The organism is Mesorhizobium sp. B263B2A (assembly GCF_020165775.1).
Classification (GTDB): Bacteria; Pseudomonadota; Alphaproteobacteria; order Rhizobiales; family Rhizobiaceae; genus Mesorhizobium; species Mesorhizobium opportunistum.
In genome coordinates this window covers 163,777-179,298 of record NZ_JAIUIU010000011.1, presented here as the reverse complement: position 1 = coordinate 179,298, position 15,522 = coordinate 163,777, and the positions used below count along the sequence as shown (strand labels likewise).

The window sequence follows — 15,522 nt, the reverse complement described above, 5'->3', positions numbered from 1 at the left end:
GCATGGACAGTGGCCAGCATGGCCAATGGAAAGAGCCGCGCCTTGCAGCGCGGCTTTTTTGTTCCCAAATGACGGACGAGGCTGCCGATCAGTTGACGGTGTCCTTGACCGCCCTGGCCGTCGACTTGACGTCCTTGCCGACGCCGCGGACAGTGTTCGCGCAGGCTGTAAGGGCAAGTGCACAGGCAAGAATGGCGATTGGTGCGATGCGTAGCAGTTTCATGGATGGTGTCTCCCTCAATAGATAAATTTAACCCCGCAGCAACGAAGGCCGGCTCGGCTGGTTCCATGGCCAAAACACTGAAAACGAACCCGAATCAAGACGACAGGCTGCTCGTCATCGCCTGTGGGATGATTGCGCGCGAGGTGTTGGCCGTCAAGGAACAGCTCGGGCTCGATCACCTCGAATTGACCTGTCTGCCGGCGGAGTTTCATTTCTATCCCAACCGCATCGCGCCCGCCATGGACAAGGCGATCGAGAAGGCCAAGTCGGAGGGTTACAAGCACATCTTCGTCGGCTATGCCGATTGCGGCACTGGCGGCCTGCTCGACCGGGTCTGCGAGAAGCACGGCGTCGAGCGCATGGCCGGCCCGCATTGTTTCGCCTTCTACCAGGGCATGGACGCCTACGCGAAGGTCGCCGATGACGACATGATGTCCTTCTACATGACGGATTTCCTGTGCCGCCAGTTCGACGCCTTCTTCATGAAGCCGCTCGGCCTCGACAAGCACCCGGAACTGATCAAGGACTATTTCGGCAACTACGAGAAGCTGATCTATCTCGCCCAGACCGACGATCCGGAGCTCGACAAGGTCGCGGAAAAGGCCGCCACCCTGCTCGGCCTCGCTTATGAGCGGCGCGCGACCGGCTATGGCGACCTGACGGCCGGAATGGCGAAAGCCGCGGCTGCCGCCATGCCGCCACTACGCTAGACCGGCCCCTTTTCCACCCGCAGTGCAGCCAGCACGTCGGCGAAGCTCGTCTTGCAGACGAAACCCAGCCTGTCTCGCGCCCGCGACGGGTCGTAGACCCGGTCGATGGAGGAAAACATCGTCCAGCCCTTTCGCGCGTAAAGCGCCGGAAAGTCGGGGAAATAGCGCGCGACGACCGATGGCGCGTCCCTGATCAGCGCGCCGCAGTCGCCGGGCTGAAACGGGGTCGGCGCCGAGACGATGAATATATCGAAGCCAAGCTGCGGCGCCTTCTCCAAGGCCGCGACATGAGCCTCGGCCGCATCTTCAACCGTCAGCCGCCGGAACAGCAATTCATTCGCCTTGGTGTTGGCATCAGACTGTTCGATCGCATGCGCCATGTCGTCGGCTTCGGGAAAGAAGCGGGCCGTGCGCAGCACGACCACCGGCAGGCCGTGCTGAAGATGATAGAGACGGCAAAGATGTTCGGCCGAAAGCTTGGTGACGCCATAGATGTTGCGTGGCTCGGGCGACATCGCCTCCGTCAGCCAGGCGGCCTTGCGCGCACCGCCCCTGAACCCGTCGCGTATCCCCTGCGAGATCATTAGCGAGGTCGTCGACGTGAAGACGAAACGCTCCACACCGGCCGCCACCGCCGCATCGAGCAGGTTCAGCGTGCCCTGTACGTTGGTGGCCACGAAATCGCTGTTGGCGCGGCTTTCTATGTTGGGCTTGTGCAGCGCGCCGCTGTGGATGATGGCTTCGATGCGGTTGTCGCCGACCGTGCGCAGGACAAGATCACGGTCGGCGATCGAGCCGATCATCTGCGTTTCAACAGATGGAACGGGGTCGAGACCTATCACCTCGTGACCAAGGCCCCGCAGCCGCGGCGCCAGCGCGCCGCCCAGCCAACCCGACGATCCCGTGAGCAAGATTCGCATGCGCGCACCATGATTTTTGACGATGACGCTGTTAAGCACGGATGACAGGCGCGAGCGACCCGGTAAAGTCAGCCATCGGCCGGCGGCAGCACCGCTCCAGACATTAACTGCCATTTTTTATCGATTGACGTTTTATCCAGGGAGTTCCAGATGATCCTTCGTCCCCTTTTCGCCGCCATCGGCCTGCTCTGCTGCACCCTGCCCGCCCTTGCCGACGGCGAGGTGCAGAAGTTGATCACACCTGCCGACAAGGCCCGCCTCGACAAATATGGCGAGACGCGCAAGGCGGCACTTGCCGAGGCGAAGGCCGGCAACCCGGCCGAGGTCAAGCAGCTCGACGCCTTGGTTGCGACGCCCCTGGTGTCCTTTTCCGACAAGGACCTGACCGGCAACTGGCAGTGCCGCACCATCAAGGCGGGCGGAACGTCGGCGCTCGTCATCTATGGCTGGTTCAAGTGCAAGGTGACCGATGACGGCTCCGGCTGGCGGCTGGAAAAGGTGAGCGGTTCGCAGCGCACCAAGGGTCGCTTCTTCGACGACGGCGAAAAGCGTGCCATCTATCTCGGCTCCTTCACCGTCAACGAGGATCCGGCAAAGCCTTACGGCAGCGGTCCGCAGAGCGACCAGGTCGGCTATGCCTTCCGCACCGGCGCCAGCGAATGGCGCATCGAATTTCCCGCCCCCTACTATGAATCGAAGCTCGACATCCTCGAATTCAAGCGCTGACCCGGGTCCTTTCATGTCTTGCCTGGCGAGCTTTGGACACACCAACAATTAACCCGCCCCGCCTAGCATCCGGCCCATTGTCGAGAACGGGTCGCTTGGAGGGTGGCAAGATCCATGGCAGCATCGCAGTCCAGTCCGCGTCCGATCGTGGTCGTCACCGGAGGAGGCCAGCATGTCTGGGCCATGATCAACGCGATCGCGGACCGCGTCGGTCCTGTAAGCGTCGTCCTCGAAACCCCTGAATCCAAAAAGCAATTGCTAATTGGCCGGGCTCGTCGCCAAGGCTGGATCTCCGCCATCGGCCAGCTTGGCACGATGGTGCTGAGCAGGCTGGGGAAACGGTTCCTCGTCAGCCATGCCGCACGGTTGATCGCCGAGGAGAAACTCGAGACCGAGCCCAGGCGGGACCAGGAGATCATCCATGTTGCCTCGGCAAACGGGCCGGAGTGCCTCGAGGCGATCCAGAAGCTCCAGCCTGGCGTCGTCCTGCTCAACGGCTGCCGGCTGTTGTCGAAGGACATGTTGGCCAGGATGCCTTGCCCGGTACTCAACTATCACGCCGGCATCACGCCGAAATACCGCGGCATGAATGGCGGCTACTGGGCCCTGACATCGGGCGATCGCCAGAATTTCGGCACCACCGTGCATCTGGTCGATCCCGGCGTCGACACCGGTGCGGTGCTGAAACAGGTGCGCGGCCAGCCCAAACGGGGCGACACCATTTCCAGCTATGCGCTCCGGCAGACAGCATTCTCGCGCGACATCTGCGTCGAGGCCATCAGCGACGTGCTGGCCGGAAAGCTCACCACCTTCGACCCCGGCCTGCCGTCGCGGCAATGGTACCACCCGACGATCTGGTTCTACGTCTGGACAGGCATCAGAACCGGCATCTGGTAGCGGATTCCTCGTCCGGAGCCACGTGCCGCACGCCAGCTTTTTCGTCGCGCCGGGCTTGCCGCTGCCAGTGCCGGAAACGAATAAACGAACCTTTCATTTTACGACATCGAAATGCGTCGCTTTTGAATGCGCGCGCGTCGTCCCATAACAAGCGGGCCCACTGCGCATGCGGCAATGCTCGCAGTTGCTGCATCGTCCCGAAATCGGACCCGATCTTCGGAAAGCATGATGCAGCGAACTTGAAGTGGTAGAGCGTCCTTTGTGCGTCCAAGTGGAGGCACGGCGCTCTACGGGAGTGAGAATTCATGGCCGATCTGATCGTCGTCTACTGGCGCGACATCCCTGCCCAGGTCATTGTCAAGAAAGGCCGGCAGAATGCCAAGCGTGAGCTGCCTTTGCGCTTCACCGAGGCGATCGACATGTGCGCCATGCGCACCGGCGCCGGCGGCACGGACGACTATCTGGCCGAATGGCGCAAGGCCGATCCGGTCCCGGTCGGCGACGACCTCGAAGCCGAGGTCGAAAAGGCATTCAACGATATCGACGCGAAGTATGACCGTGAGCGGCTGGTCGCTCTGGTGAAAGCGGGCGGCAAAGAAAATGTCTGAGACCACTCCCGTCAACAAGGAAGCGGCGGCGGTCACCCAGGCCACGCTCAATAAGAAGGCGGCGCCGAAATCCGACTACAAGCCGGCCGACGTGTCGCCGCAGCGGCGCGTGCAGCGCTCGTTCGCGGTCAGGCTGTGGTCTGTGCGGCACTCGCGATTGCTCGAATGGTTCTACTCCAGGTTCGCCGACATGTTCCTGCTGCTGCATCCCTTGTGGAAAGGCATCGGCTACGGTCGCGTCGAGGCCCCGATCAAGTTCGTCGAGAAGCGCGTAAAAGGCTTCATGTTCGACTGCCGCATGTGCGGCCAATGCATATTGTCCTCGACCGGCATGTCGTGCCCGATGAACTGCCCCAAGCAGTTGCGCAACGGCCCCTGCGGCGGCGTGCGCGCCAACGGCAATTGCGAGGTCGAGCCTGATATGCCCTGCGTCTGGGTCAAGGCCTGGGAAGGCTCGCAGAACATGGTCAATTCCGACAAGATCCTGACCGTCCAGAAGCCGGTCGACCAGTCGCTGCGCGAAACCTCGGCCTGGCTGCGCGTCACAGCCCAGGCGGCGGCAGCCCGTCAGGCCGCGGCCGATGCCAAAACCGCAGATGCCAAGACCGGAGCCGCCGCATGATCGGCCGCCAGCGTGACGAAAACCCGGCCGGCATTCACCTGCCGCTCGACCCCCTGCCCGGCCACACCTCGCGTGGCCGGCTCGAGCGCGTGCTGCGGCGCGGCGAATTCGCGGTGACCACCGAACTCAATCCGCCCGACAGCGCAGACCCCGAAGACGTCTATAACAGGGCGAAGATCTTCGACGGCTGGGTCGACGCCATCAACGCGGTCGATGCGTCCGGCGCCAACTGCCACATGTCCTCGGTCGGCATCTGCGCGCTGCTGACCCGCATGGGCTATGCACCGATCATGCAGATCGCCTGCCGCGACAAGAACCGCATCGCCATCCAGGGCGACGTGCTCGGCGGTGCTGCGATGGGCGTGGCCAATATGCTGTGCCTGACCGGCGACGGCGTCCAGGCCGGCGACCAGCCCGGCGCCAAGCCGGTGTTCGACCTCGATTCCATGTCGCTGCTCGAGACCTGCCGCATCATGCGCGACAACGGCAAGTTCCTGTCCGGCCGCAAGCTCACCACGCCGCCGCAGCTGTTCCTGGGTGCGGCCGTCAATCCGTTCGCGCCGCCCTTCGATTTCCGCCCGATCCATCTCGGCAAGAAGATCGCCGCCGGCGCGCAGTTCGTGCAGACGCAGTATTGTTTCGACGTGCCGATGTTCAGGACCTTCATGCAGAAGGCGCGGGACTTGGGGCATACAGAGAAAGTGTTCATCCTGTGCGGCGTCGGCCCGCTCGCCTCGGCAAAGACCGCCAAGTGGATCCGCTCCAACGTACCGGGCATCCATATCCCGGACGCCATCATTAAGCGGCTGGAGGGCGCCCAGGACCAGAAAAAGGAAGGCAAGCAGCTCTGCACCGACATCATCAACGAGGTGAAGGAAATCCCCGGCGTCTCGGGCATCCATGTGATGGCCTACCGCCAGGAGGAGTACGTCGCCGAGATCGTCGATGAATCGGGCGTGCTCAAGGGCCGCCAGCCCTGGAAGCGTGAGATTCGCCGCGACGACCAGATGGTCGCCGACCGGCTCGACCACATCCTGCACGACGAGATTACCGAAACCCAGGTGGACATGGTGAAGACCGCGCATTGATCCGTGCGGAGAGCGACCATTCGCTTGATCAAGAAGAGATAACGATATAAAGAACTCTTTATATCACGACGGAGAGATTTCATGACCCGGACCATCGTCGCCTCGGCGACACGAGAAATCATCATCGGCTTCGACCAGCCCTTCTGCGTGATCGGCGAGCGCATCAACCCGACCGGCCGCAAGAAGCTCGCCGCCGAAATGATCGCCGGTAATTTCGAGACCGTCATCAAGGACGCGCTGGAACAGGCCGCTTGCGGCGCCACAATGCTCGACGTCAATGCCGGCGTGACCGCTGTCGACCCCAACGCGACCGAGCCGGCGCTGCTGGTGCAGACGCTGGAGATCGTCCAGGGCCTCGTCGACCTGCCGCTGTCGATCGACTCCTCCGTCACCGCCGCGATCGAGGCGGCGCTCAAGGTCGCCAAGGGCCGCCCGCTGGTCAACTCCGTCACCGGCGAGGAGGAAAAGCTCGAAGCCATCCTGCCGCTGATCAAGAAGTACAATGTGCCGGTCGTTGCCATCTCCAATGACGAGACTGGCATCTCGATGGACCCGGACGTGCGTTTCGCCGTCGCCAAGAAGATCGTGCAGCGCTGTGCCGATTTCGGCATTCCGGCGCATGACGTGGTCGTCGACCCGCTGGTCATGCCGATCGGCGCGCTGGGCGATGCCGGCCGCCAGGTGTTCGCCCTGCTGCGCCGCCTGCGTGAGGAACTCAAGGTCAACACCACCTGCGGTCTGTCCAACATCTCGTTCGGCCTGCCGCACCGCCACGGCATCAACGCCGCCTTCATCCCGATGGTGATCGGCGCCGGCATGACCTCGGCGATCATGAACCCGGTGCGTCCGCAGGAAATGGAAGCCGTGCGCGGCGCCAATGTGCTCAACGGCACCGACGAGAACTGCACCAACTGGATCCGCACCTACAAGGACTACAAGCCGGCCGAAGGCGGTCAGGCGGTCGCGGCGCCGACAGCGGTCAATGCGCCAGGCGAAGGCAACGGCAACGGTGGCCGCCGCCGCGGCGGTCGTGAGGCCCGGATGGGTCGAGGATAAGCGAGCCAGGACAAAGTCCTTGACAGATCAAGATCAAAAAAAGCTCGAAATGCCGCAGTGGCAGATAATTGCGAAAGTGCTTTTTTGCAGCTTTTTCATGGTCTTGGCCGGGGCTTACGCATTCGGCTATCTGAGTCACGAATACCTACGCTATTTTGACCTGTGCATCTGCACTACCTTGATAGCCTGTGTGCTGATGATATTGCCTCTATTGATCAGCACAATTCCTGTAAGAATCCTGGACCGGCAGAGTTTGGAGAGATTCTCCATATTTTGGGTGCGGTGGTACCCTTTGCCTCTCACCGCATCGTTCCTGGCAAGCCTCGCATATGTGAAATTTTTTCCTAGCGCTGGCTTAGTCGAGTAGTGAAAATATGAACTCACCTGCAAACATCACCGATCCGCTCGTGCTGTTCATGCCGTCGGGCAAGCGCGGGCGGTTTCCTGTCGGCACGCCGGTCCTGGATGCCGCGCGCCAGCTTGGTGTCTATGTCGAAAGCGTGTGCGGTGGGCGCGCAACGTGCGGGCGCTGCCAGGTCGAGGTGCAGGAAGGCAATTTCGCCAAGCACAAGATCGTCTCGTCCAACGAGCACATTTCGCCCAAGGGTCCCAAGGAAGAGCGCTACGAGCGCGTGCGCGGCCTGCCCGAACGGCGCCGCCTCTCCTGCTCGGCGCAGATTCTCGGCGACCTCGTCATCGACGTACCGCAGGATACGGTCATCAATGCGCAGACCATCCGCAAGGACGCCGACACCAGGGTGATCGCCCGCGATACGGCGATCCGCATGTGCTATGTCGAGATCGAAGAGCCCGACATGCACAATCCATCAGGCGACCTCGATCGGCTCAAGATCGCGCTGATGAAAGACTGGGGCTTCAAAAACCTCGAATTCGATTTCTACCTGCTGCCGCAGGTGCAGGGCATATTGCGCAAGGGCAACTGGACCGCGACCGCCGCCATCCACAAGGACGCCGACAGCGACATCGCGCGGGTCATCGCGCTGTGGCCGGGCCTCAAGAACGAGGCCTATGGTCTCGCCTGCGATATCGGCTCGACCACCATCGCCATGCACCTGGTGTCGCTGCTGTCCGGCCGTGTCGCCGCCTCGTCGGGCACGTCGAACCCGCAGATCCGCTTCGGCGAGGATCTGATGAGCCGTGTCTCCTACGTGATGATGAACCCGGACGGCCGCGAAGGCATGACGGTCGCCGTGCGCGAAGCAATCTCCAGCCTCGTCGACAAGGTCTGCGCGGAAGGCAACGTCCAGCGTAACGACATCCTGGATTCCGTCTTCGTCGGCAATCCGATCATGCACCATCTGTTCCTCGGCATCGATCCGACCGAACTCGGCGGCGCCCCCTTCGCGCTCGCCGTCTCCGGAGCGGTGCGCATCAAGGCCTCCGACATCGGCCTGAAGCTCAACCAGGGCGCCCGGCTCTACATGCTGCCTTGCATCGCCGGCCATGTCGGCGCCGACGCGGCGGCGGTGACACTGTCGGAAGGCCCGCACCGCCAGGACGAGATGATGCTGATCGTCGATGTCGGCACCAATGCAGAGATCGTGCTCGGCAACCGCGCGCGGGTCGTGGCCGCCTCTTCTCCGACCGGTCCCGCCTTCGAAGGTGCTGAAATCTCCGGCGGCCAGCGAGCCGCCCCCGGCGCCATCGAGCGCGTGCGTATCGATCCGGAGACGCTGGAGCCAAAATACCGCGTCATCGGCTCCGAACTGTGGTCCGACGAACCGGGCTTCCTCGACAGCGTGCAGGCGACCGGCGTCACCGGCATCTGCGGCTCCGGCATCATCGAGATCGTGGCGGAGATGTATCTCGCCGGCATCATTTCCGAGGATGGCGTCGTCGATGGATCGTTGGCCGCGCGCTCGCCGCGGGTCGTCGCCAATGGCCGCACCTTCTCCTATGTGCTGAAGGAAGGCTCTGCGTCAAAGGAAGATGGGCCCAAGATCACCATCACCCAGACCGACGTGCGCGCCATCCAGCTTGCCAAGGCGGCCCTTTATGCCGGCACCAAGCTGTTGATGGAAAAGCAGAACACCGAGCATGTCGACCGCATCCACTTCGCCGGCGCCTTCGGCTCCTTCATCGACCCGAAATACGCCATGGTGCTGGGCCTGATCCCCGATTGCGATCTCGACAAGGTCTCGGCCGTCGGCAACGCCGCCGGCGCCGGTGCGCGCATGGCGCTGCTCAATCGCGGCTATCGCCGCGAGATCGAGGAGACGGTGAGGCAGATCGAGAAGATCGAGACCGCGCTGGAGCCGAAATTCCAGGAGCATTTCGTCTACGCCATGGCACTGCCCAACAAGGTCGATCCGTTCCCGAAACTGTCGGCGGCGGTGAAACTACCGCCACGCAAGACAGTCAGTGAGGACGGCGTCGCCGGCGTTCACGCGAAGGCCACGCCGCAAGGCGCGGCCGCGAATAGGCGCGCCCTTACGCATTCAATTTCGTTTGTATGCAAATGTTTCCGGATCGCCCGATCCGGAAACCAAAACGCTGTTTTCGCGAAATCCATCCGATACATGGCAGGCGCATTTACCCGGCATCGCACGGCGGCCACGGACAAACCCTCGGCCGCCGCTGCTCTTCAAGGGAGATGAAAATGTCGATGTTCGAAAATCTCGGCCGCTTCGGTGCGACCATCAGGCAGGCCCACGCCAAGAACAGGGCGAGCCGCGCGCTGAACAGCCTGCCGGCGCATGTCCAGAAGGACATTGGTTGGCCGGCATCGCCGCAGAATGACCCGCAGGCCGCGCTCACCTCGCTGCTTCTGGGTACGCCACGCTGATGACCTTCGCCGAAAAATGCAAATTGCTCGGCATCCGCCGGAGACCTCGCATGTCCCCGGCGGCCACCAGCAACCGATTGCGCGCAGCACTCTTGCCGCGCCGCTGACCGCGCTGCTTATCGCGGTTCAGCGTCCATGCGGGCGGATCACACCACCGTGTGGCACACGGCGTAAATCTTGACATTTTCGGCCAGCACCCGATCTTCAAAAAAGAGGGGAATTCTCTTAGTCGGCTGCCGCCGAAGTTCGTGTATCCGCATGCCAAGTTTGAAAAGCCACGTTGTTTCCTTCGTGCTCAGGCACAGCCGCAAGAAGGCGTTTTCCAGCCCGGAAAACCTGCAGCGCTGGATCGCGGCCGCGCGCAAAACCGAAGATCATCATCCGCCGGCCTCGCTGCAGCAGCGCCTCAACATCCAGACAAGTACCGTCGACGGCTTTCCGGTCTACGAGATCGCCCCCAGGGCCGGCGAGCGAAAGCGGATTCTCTACCTGCACGGCGGTGCCTATGTCTTTGAAATCACGCCGTATCATTGGCACCTGATTGCCGACATGGCCGACCGTCTGGGCTATGCCGTCACCGTGCCGATCTATCCCATCGCTCCCGAGCATGACTTCCACGCCATGTTCGGCATGGTTGGCGACGTTTATCGCCGAATGCTCGACGAGACCGACCCCGAGGACATCGTCTTCATGGGCGATTCCGCCGGTGGCAACATGGCTGTGGTGCTGACCATGATGGCGGTCGAACAGGGTCTGCCGCCGCCATCGCGCCATGTTCTGATTTCACCAGGGCTCGATGTTTCGCTTGCAAACCCCGAAGTGTTCGAAGCGGAGAGGAACGATCCCTGGTTGGGCATTGCCGGCGGACGGGAGGCGATCCGGCTCTACAGTGCCGGAATGCTTCCCACCGACTGGCATATCAGTCCGGTCTATGGCGATCTCTCGGTGTTGCCCAAGACATTGCTTCTGACGGGCTCGCGCGATCTCCTCACACCCGACAATCTGATCTTCGCGCAAAAAGCGCGCGCAGCCGGCGTTGATGTCGAGCTCGTGTACGAGGAAGGCATGTTTCATGTCTGGCCGCTGATCGACATGCCGGAATCGCGCCGCGCGCGCCAGCACATCGTCACGTTCCTCAACGACGTCGGTGCACCGATCAGCCAAGGCACCAGAACAAGCTTCGAAGCTCCCTCCGCCGAGGCGGCGGAGTAGCGCTTTCAGTCCCACACGCTGGCGGATCAGAACTTGCCGGTTTCCCGGAACACTTCGAAGGTGGCACGGATGTGGTCGGCGACAGCCTTGACCGGAGCGCTGGCGTCCGGCGCCACCACCATGGCCAGATTGTAAGTGCCGATGTCGGGCATGCCGTCCTTCGGGCAGAGTTCGACCATGTCGTTGCCGAGGAAGGACTTCGGCAGCGGCGCCACGGCGAGGTCGGACATGATGGCGGCCCGCTGGCCGGCCGTATGGGCGCTCATATAGGCAATGCGGTAATTGCGCCCTTCGCGGCTCAGCGCTTCGAGCGCGCCGGCGCGCCAGGCGCAGCCCTCTTCCCATAGCGACACCGGCAAGGGCTCGCGCAGATGCGCGCAGCCGCCCTTGGCGCCGGCCCATACGATCGGCTCGGTCAAGAGCACCTCGGCGCCGAGCGCGCTGGTCTTGTAGGAATTGGTCAGGAGCGTGATGTCGAGCGCGCGGTCGTCCATGCGCCGGCGCAGGTTGCTGCTCTGGTCGATGGTGACGTCGACCGCGATCGAGGGATGCGACTGCGCGAAGCGCTTCAGCACATGCGGCAGCACGCGCTCGCCATAGTCATCCGGCGAACCGAGCCGCACCACGCCGACGATATCGGGGATGATGAACTTCGACACCACCTCGCGGTTGATCGACAACAGCCGGCGGGCATAGCCCAGCAGCATCTCGCCGTCCGTGGTGAGCGTCACCGAACGCGCGTCGCGCGCGAACACCGAGCGGCCGAGAATGTCTTCCAGCTTCTTGATCTGCATCGACACCGCGGACGGCGTGCGGAAGACGGCGTTGGCGGCGGTGGTGAAGCTGCCGGTCTCGGCAATCGCCACGAAAGTGCGCAAAACGTCGAGATCGAGCAGCGGCAGCGGATGATTGAGTGGGGCGTTCATGGCGATCGACCTTCAATTTTTCTGATACAAAGCATCATTCCATTTCGTTTGATTGAACATCAGTTTGGGAGGATAGTCAATCTTGTCGAAGCAGGATGCTGCCAGATGCAATCATGAAACCAACACGACACAGATCCGCATTCGACATGAAATGAAGCTGAAACAGACATGACGTAACCAGCCACTGCCTGGCACCCCTGTCCGGCACATAAGGGAGAATGAAATGTCTATCCTGTCGTCCCTCGGCCGCATCGCGACCGAATTCAGCGAGGCCCGTGCCCGCTACCAGACCGAACGCGCCATCCGTTCCCTGCCGATCGAACTGCAAAAGGATATTGGCTGGCCTGAAGCCTCCGACGCCAAGGCCGGTATTCGCAACGGCATCGGATCCTGGGCTGGAGCAAAGTAAATCGTGTGTATCAAATGCTGAAGGCCTGCCGCGCCACCCGCCCGGCAGGCCTTCTCTATTTTATTTGCATTCAAATGAATTCACGAGCCATGCTGCCGCTGCATGGCGCATATGAACAAGCCGCATAGCATCCCGAATTTTGAACTAACCGGCTGTAAACAATAATAGATTCTGAGCATCCTGCCCAAATTTGTCGCATCTGATGTCGCTTTTCATATCAAGCGCTTCGCTTTTGCGATTTAGTTTCTGCTTACACAAGCCTATATCACCGCCAGCAAACGAGCTGCCCCACTCCATCAAGCGAAGGCGACCCGTCTGAGCAACCGAATGGAGATGATCATGAAGCTTTTTGCCCGCCTCTTCGCCCGCCGCGAAATGAACCTGACGACCGCTCTCGAGCGTCAGCGCCTCGCCAACACCATGCCCGGCCAGACCGGCGCCATGGCTGCTGCACGCCTCGGCTTCGTCGCCTGAAGATTTCTTCGGGGCAGCGCGTCCGTGCCGCTGCTCCCATGACTGCAACGCCGCCCGGCCTTGGCCGAGGCGGCGTTTTTGTTTCCACCTCACCCGCTCCTGCGGGGTTCATCGATCCCATTGCCCATTTGCGACCCATGTCGCAAATTTAATCGCGTCCAGGCGGCGTAGCCGATTGACAAGCATGGTTTTTCCTGATGACGCTATGCTATTCGCGACATCCTGTTCGCGTCATGGCTGTGTGAGGTTCCCTTGAACGCCGTAAAGCATCCGATCAAGCGATCGTTTGTGTTCTTCCTTGTCCCCGACTTCACCATGATCGCTTTTGCGACCGCGCTCGACCCGCTGCGCTCGGCCAATCGCATGCTCGGTTACGAGGCCTATCGCTGGCGCCTGGCCAGCATCGACGGCAAGCCGGTGCGCGCCTCCAACGGTGTCGAATGCGCCGTCAACACCTCGCTCGAGGAGGAGCGCAAGAAGATGGCGGGTCCTGAACGGCCCAACATGGCCATCGTCTGCAGCGGCATCGATGTCGAGCGCTACCATAACAAGTCGGCCTTCGCCTGGCTGCGCGAAGAGTACAATCGCGGTGTCGCCGTCGGCGGCCTGTGCACCGGCGCGCATATCCTCGCCGCCGCCGGTCTGCTGTCCAACAAGCGCTGCGCCATTCATTGGGAAAACCTGCCGGGCTTTTCCGAGGCGTTTCCCAAGGCCAATGTCTTTGCCGACCTCTTCGAGATCGACCAGAACATCTACACCTGCGCCGGCGGCACCGCAGCACTCGACATGATGCTGAAGCTGATCGGCGACGATTTCGACGAGAGCCTCGTCAACCGCGTCTGCGAGCAGGTGCTGACCGACCGCGTGCGCAGCCCGACCGACCGCCAGCGCCTGCCGCTGCGTGCCCGCCTCGGCGTGCAGAACTCGAAAGTGCTGACCATCATCGAGCTAATGGAAGGCAACCTCTCCGAGCCGCTGTCGCTGATCGAGATCGCCGACCATGTCGACCTGTCGCGGCGCCAGATCGAGCGCCTGTTCCGCACCGAGATGGGCCGCTCCCCTGCCCGCTACTACCTGGAAATCCGGCTCGACCGCGCCAGGCACCTGCTGATCCAGTCGTCGATGCCGGTGGTCGAGGTGGCTGTCGCCTGCGGCTTCGTCTCGGCCTCGCATTTCTCCAAATGCTACCGCGAGCTTTACGCCCGCTCGCCGCAGCAGGAGCGCGTCGACCGCAAGCAGCTGCTGGCCGCCTGACCCGCAATTCCGCCGGTCAGGCCTCGGTCGGCTGCGCCTGCGCCGTCCGCATCGCCTCGACGCGGATATCCTCGGTCAGCCGCGCCTTCAGCGCGGAGAATTCCGGACTGGTTTTGAGCGTGTAATGGCGCGGATGCGGCAGGTCGATGGCGACATCCGACTTGATGCTGCCGGGCCGCGCCGTCATCACGATCACCCGCGAGGCCATGAAGATCGCCTCCTCGATGTCGTGTGTGACGAACAGCACCGTCTTCTTGCGCCGTTCCCAGATGCCGAGCAGCAATTCCTGCATCAGCCCGCGCGTCTGGTTGTCGAGCGCGCCGAACGGCTCGTCCAGCAACAGGATCTCGGGATCGTTGGCCAGCGCCCGGGCAATCGCCGTGCGCTGCTGCATGCCGCCGGAAAGCTGCTTCGGCCAATGGTTCTCGAACCCTTTCAGCCCGACGAGATCGACATAGGAAGCGACGACCTCGTCGCGCTCCTTTTGCGCCATGCCGCGTTCGCGCAGGCCGAAGGCGATATTCTCGGCGACCGTCAGCCACGGAAACAGCGTGTAGGACTGGAAAACCATGCCGCGATCCGGTCCCGGCCGCGTCACCGCCTTGCCGTCGAGCAGCACGCGGCCTTCGCTCGGGGCTTCGAGGCCGGCGACGATCCTGAGCAGCGTCGACTTCCCGCACCCGGACGGCCCCAGAATGGTGATGAAATCGTTGGCGGCAACCGCCATGTCGACCGGCATCAGCGCCCTGACCGGCTGTCCGCCGCGCACGCCTGCAAAGGTGCGCGAAACGCCCTCGATAAGAAGCTTGCTCACGCCAGGCTCCACGGAAAGAGCCAGCGGTTGAACGCCTTGAAGGCGAAGTCGGACAACAGCCCGATCAGCCCGATGACGATGATGCCGAAGATGATCTGCCCGGTCGCCAGCCGCGACTGGCTGTTGATGATCATATAGCCGATGCCCGACGACGAGCCGATCAACTCGGCGACGATGACATAGGTCCAGGCCCAGCCGAGCACCAGCCGCAGCGTCTCGGCGATCTCCGGCGCATTGGCCGGCATGATCACCCGCTTGACGATGCCGTTGTTGGTCGAGCCCAGCGTATAGGCGGCTTCGACCAGGTCGCGCCGCGTCGACCCCACCTTGACGGCAATGATCAGGATGATCTGGAACACCGAGCCGACGAAGATGACGAGCAGTTTTTCCAATTCGCCGATGCCGGCCCACAGGATGAGCAACGGAATGAAGGCGGATGCCGGCAGGTAGCGGGCAAAGGAGACGAAAGGTTCGAGAAACGCCTCCACCGGCTTCCAGGCGCCCATCGCGATACCAATCGGCACGGCAACGACCGACGCCAGCACAAAGCCCCCAAAAACCCGCCAGATGGTGATCAGTATGTCGAGCCAGAAACGGTCCTCGACCAGCAACCGCCAGCCATCCCGAAGCATAGACAGTGGGTCGGCGAGGAAGATGCGGTTGACGTGCCCGCCAAGCGTGATCCACGCCCAGAACGCCACAAACAGGACGAAGAAGGAGATGCCGAGCACGGTTCGGAGGCCCGGCGCGACCGGATGCAAGGGGCGCATCGTCAGA

The 15,522-nt window shown here is 62.4% G+C and carries 17 protein-coding genes and 1 pseudogene; 13 read left to right on the top strand and 5 right to left on the bottom strand.

Going from position 1 to position 15,522, the window contains the following annotated elements:
* Positions 1–88: 88 nt before the first annotated feature.
* Complete coding sequence (locus tag LB568_RS18965; protein WP_013894983.1) at positions 89–223, bottom strand: entericidin A/B family lipoprotein; 135 nt, start codon at positions 221–223, stop codon at positions 89–91.
* A gap of 65 nt (positions 224–288) precedes the next feature.
* Here LB568_RS18965 and LB568_RS18960 point away from each other — a divergent pair, with 65 nt between their 5' ends.
* Entirely contained in the window at positions 289–933 is a 645-nt protein-coding gene (locus LB568_RS18960) for a DUF1638 domain-containing protein (RefSeq protein ID WP_224730965.1), read from the top strand.
* On the opposite strand, the gene LB568_RS18955 is transcribed toward LB568_RS18960, so the two are convergent.
* A complete protein-coding gene (locus LB568_RS18955; RefSeq protein ID WP_224730964.1) occupies positions 930–1,853 on the bottom strand; it encodes an NAD-dependent epimerase/dehydratase family protein in 924 nt (307 codons plus the stop codon). The two genes, LB568_RS18960 and LB568_RS18955, sit on opposite strands and share 4 nt — an antisense overlap.
* A 150-nt stretch (positions 1,854–2,003) precedes the next feature.
* Here LB568_RS18955 and LB568_RS18950 point away from each other — a divergent pair, with 150 nt between their 5' ends.
* The 9 genes and pseudogenes from LB568_RS18950 (at position 2,004) to LB568_RS18910 (ending at position 10,868) form a co-directional block, all read left to right on the top strand.
* Entirely contained in the window at positions 2,004–2,579 is a 576-nt protein-coding gene (locus LB568_RS18950; protein WP_140576169.1) for a DUF4893 domain-containing protein, read from the top strand.
* Between the two features lie 114 nt (positions 2,580–2,693).
* The gene (locus tag LB568_RS18945; RefSeq protein WP_013894979.1) at positions 2,694–3,476 is read left to right on the top strand and encodes a formyl transferase; all 783 of its coding nucleotides are present in this window, start codon (positions 2,694–2,696) and stop codon (positions 3,474–3,476) included.
* A 305-nt stretch (positions 3,477–3,781) separates the two neighbouring features.
* The gene (locus LB568_RS18940) at positions 3,782–4,084 is read left to right on the top strand and encodes a virulence factor (protein ID WP_023763393.1); all 303 of its coding nucleotides are present in this window, start codon (positions 3,782–3,784) and stop codon (positions 4,082–4,084) included.
* Positions 4,077–4,706, top strand: a complete 630-nt coding sequence (locus LB568_RS18935; protein ID WP_224730963.1) for a methylenetetrahydrofolate reductase C-terminal domain-containing protein — start codon at positions 4,077–4,079, stop codon at positions 4,704–4,706. Before LB568_RS18940 ends, LB568_RS18935 begins: the two co-directional genes overlap by 8 nt.
* Positions 4,703–5,794 (top strand): methylenetetrahydrofolate reductase, encoded by a 1,092-nt coding sequence (locus LB568_RS18930; RefSeq protein ID WP_013894976.1) that lies wholly within the window; start codon positions 4,703–4,705, stop codon positions 5,792–5,794. The genes LB568_RS18935 and LB568_RS18930 overlap by 4 nt, the downstream gene beginning before the upstream one ends.
* A gap of 81 nt (positions 5,795–5,875) precedes the next feature.
* Positions 5,876–6,850 carry a methyltetrahydrofolate cobalamin methyltransferase gene (locus tag LB568_RS18925; protein WP_140576166.1) on the top strand — a complete coding sequence of 325 codons (975 nt, stop codon included), beginning with the start codon at positions 5,876–5,878 and terminating at the stop codon, positions 6,848–6,850.
* A gap of 374 nt (positions 6,851–7,224) precedes the next feature.
* A pseudogene (locus LB568_RS18920) lies at positions 7,225–9,293 on the top strand (ASKHA domain-containing protein).
* A gap of 177 nt (positions 9,294–9,470) precedes the next feature.
* Entirely contained in the window at positions 9,471–9,656 is a 186-nt protein-coding gene (locus LB568_RS18915) for a hypothetical protein (protein ID WP_224730962.1), read from the top strand.
* A gap of 258 nt (positions 9,657–9,914) precedes the next feature.
* The gene (locus LB568_RS18910; protein ID WP_224730979.1) at positions 9,915–10,868 is read left to right on the top strand and encodes an alpha/beta hydrolase; all 954 of its coding nucleotides are present in this window, start codon (positions 9,915–9,917) and stop codon (positions 10,866–10,868) included.
* 26 nt (positions 10,869–10,894) lie between these two features.
* Here the strand turns inward: LB568_RS18910 and LB568_RS18905 are convergent, their stop codons facing one another.
* Positions 10,895–11,794, bottom strand: coding sequence for a LysR substrate-binding domain-containing protein (locus LB568_RS18905; protein ID WP_013894970.1), 900 nt, complete (start codon positions 11,792–11,794; stop codon positions 10,895–10,897).
* Between the two features lie 223 nt (positions 11,795–12,017).
* Between LB568_RS18905 and LB568_RS18900 the strand changes: the two genes are divergently transcribed.
* The 3 genes from LB568_RS18900 to LB568_RS18895 all read left to right on the top strand — a co-directional run bounded on the left by LB568_RS18900 (position 12,018) and on the right by LB568_RS18895 (position 13,931).
* Entirely contained in the window at positions 12,018–12,203 is a 186-nt protein-coding gene (locus LB568_RS18900) for a hypothetical protein (protein ID WP_013894969.1), read from the top strand.
* Between the two features lie 339 nt (positions 12,204–12,542).
* The gene (locus tag LB568_RS33520; protein WP_013894968.1) at positions 12,543–12,677 is read left to right on the top strand and encodes a hypothetical protein; all 135 of its coding nucleotides are present in this window, start codon (positions 12,543–12,545) and stop codon (positions 12,675–12,677) included.
* Between the two features lie 315 nt (positions 12,678–12,992).
* The gene (locus LB568_RS18895) at positions 12,993–13,931 is read left to right on the top strand and encodes a GlxA family transcriptional regulator (RefSeq protein WP_412033919.1); all 939 of its coding nucleotides are present in this window, start codon (positions 12,993–12,995) and stop codon (positions 13,929–13,931) included.
* Positions 13,932–13,947: 16 nt separating this feature from the next.
* Here the strand turns inward: LB568_RS18895 and LB568_RS18890 are convergent, their stop codons facing one another.
* Together LB568_RS18890 and LB568_RS18885 are read right to left on the bottom strand one after the other, a co-directional pair.
* Positions 13,948–14,745: an ABC transporter ATP-binding protein gene (locus tag LB568_RS18890; RefSeq protein ID WP_023763384.1), complete on the bottom strand. Its 798-nt coding sequence runs from the start codon at positions 14,743–14,745 to the stop codon at positions 13,948–13,950.
* On the bottom strand, positions 14,742–15,515 hold the full coding sequence (locus tag LB568_RS18885; protein WP_013894965.1) for an ABC transporter permease: 774 nt from the start codon (positions 15,513–15,515) through the stop codon (positions 14,742–14,744). Before LB568_RS18885 ends, LB568_RS18890 begins: the two co-directional genes overlap by 4 nt.
* Positions 15,516–15,522: the final 7 nt, after the last annotated feature.

Coding starts and splice junctions, on each gene's coding strand:
- LB568_RS18935 (WP_224730963.1), top strand. CDS start 4,077: ATGTCTGAGACCACTCCCGTCAACAAGGAAGCGGCGGCGGTCACCCAG.
- LB568_RS18885 (WP_013894965.1), bottom strand. CDS start 15,515: ATGCGCCCCTTGCATCCGGTCGCGCCGGGCCTCCGAACCGTGCTCGGC.
- LB568_RS18965 (WP_013894983.1), bottom strand. CDS start 223: ATGAAACTGCTACGCATCGCACCAATCGCCATTCTTGCCTGTGCACTT.
- LB568_RS18895 (WP_412033919.1), top strand. CDS start 12,993: ATGATCGCTTTTGCGACCGCGCTCGACCCGCTGCGCTCGGCCAATCGC.
- LB568_RS18945 (WP_013894979.1), top strand. CDS start 2,694: ATGGCAGCATCGCAGTCCAGTCCGCGTCCGATCGTGGTCGTCACCGGA.
- LB568_RS18915 (WP_224730962.1), top strand. CDS start 9,471: ATGTCGATGTTCGAAAATCTCGGCCGCTTCGGTGCGACCATCAGGCAG.
- LB568_RS18905 (WP_013894970.1), bottom strand. CDS start 11,794: ATGAACGCCCCACTCAATCATCCGCTGCCGCTGCTCGATCTCGACGTT.
- LB568_RS18950 (WP_140576169.1), top strand. CDS start 2,004: ATGATCCTTCGTCCCCTTTTCGCCGCCATCGGCCTGCTCTGCTGCACC.
- LB568_RS18960 (WP_224730965.1), top strand. CDS start 289: ATGGCCAAAACACTGAAAACGAACCCGAATCAAGACGACAGGCTGCTC.
- LB568_RS18930 (WP_013894976.1), top strand. CDS start 4,703: ATGATCGGCCGCCAGCGTGACGAAAACCCGGCCGGCATTCACCTGCCG.
- LB568_RS18900 (WP_013894969.1), top strand. CDS start 12,018: ATGTCTATCCTGTCGTCCCTCGGCCGCATCGCGACCGAATTCAGCGAG.
- LB568_RS18925 (WP_140576166.1), top strand. CDS start 5,876: ATGACCCGGACCATCGTCGCCTCGGCGACACGAGAAATCATCATCGGC.
- LB568_RS33520 (WP_013894968.1), top strand. CDS start 12,543: ATGAAGCTTTTTGCCCGCCTCTTCGCCCGCCGCGAAATGAACCTGACG.
- LB568_RS18940 (WP_023763393.1), top strand. CDS start 3,782: ATGGCCGATCTGATCGTCGTCTACTGGCGCGACATCCCTGCCCAGGTC.
- LB568_RS18910 (WP_224730979.1), top strand. CDS start 9,915: ATGCCAAGTTTGAAAAGCCACGTTGTTTCCTTCGTGCTCAGGCACAGC.
- LB568_RS18955 (WP_224730964.1), bottom strand. CDS start 1,853: ATGCGAATCTTGCTCACGGGATCGTCGGGTTGGCTGGGCGGCGCGCTG.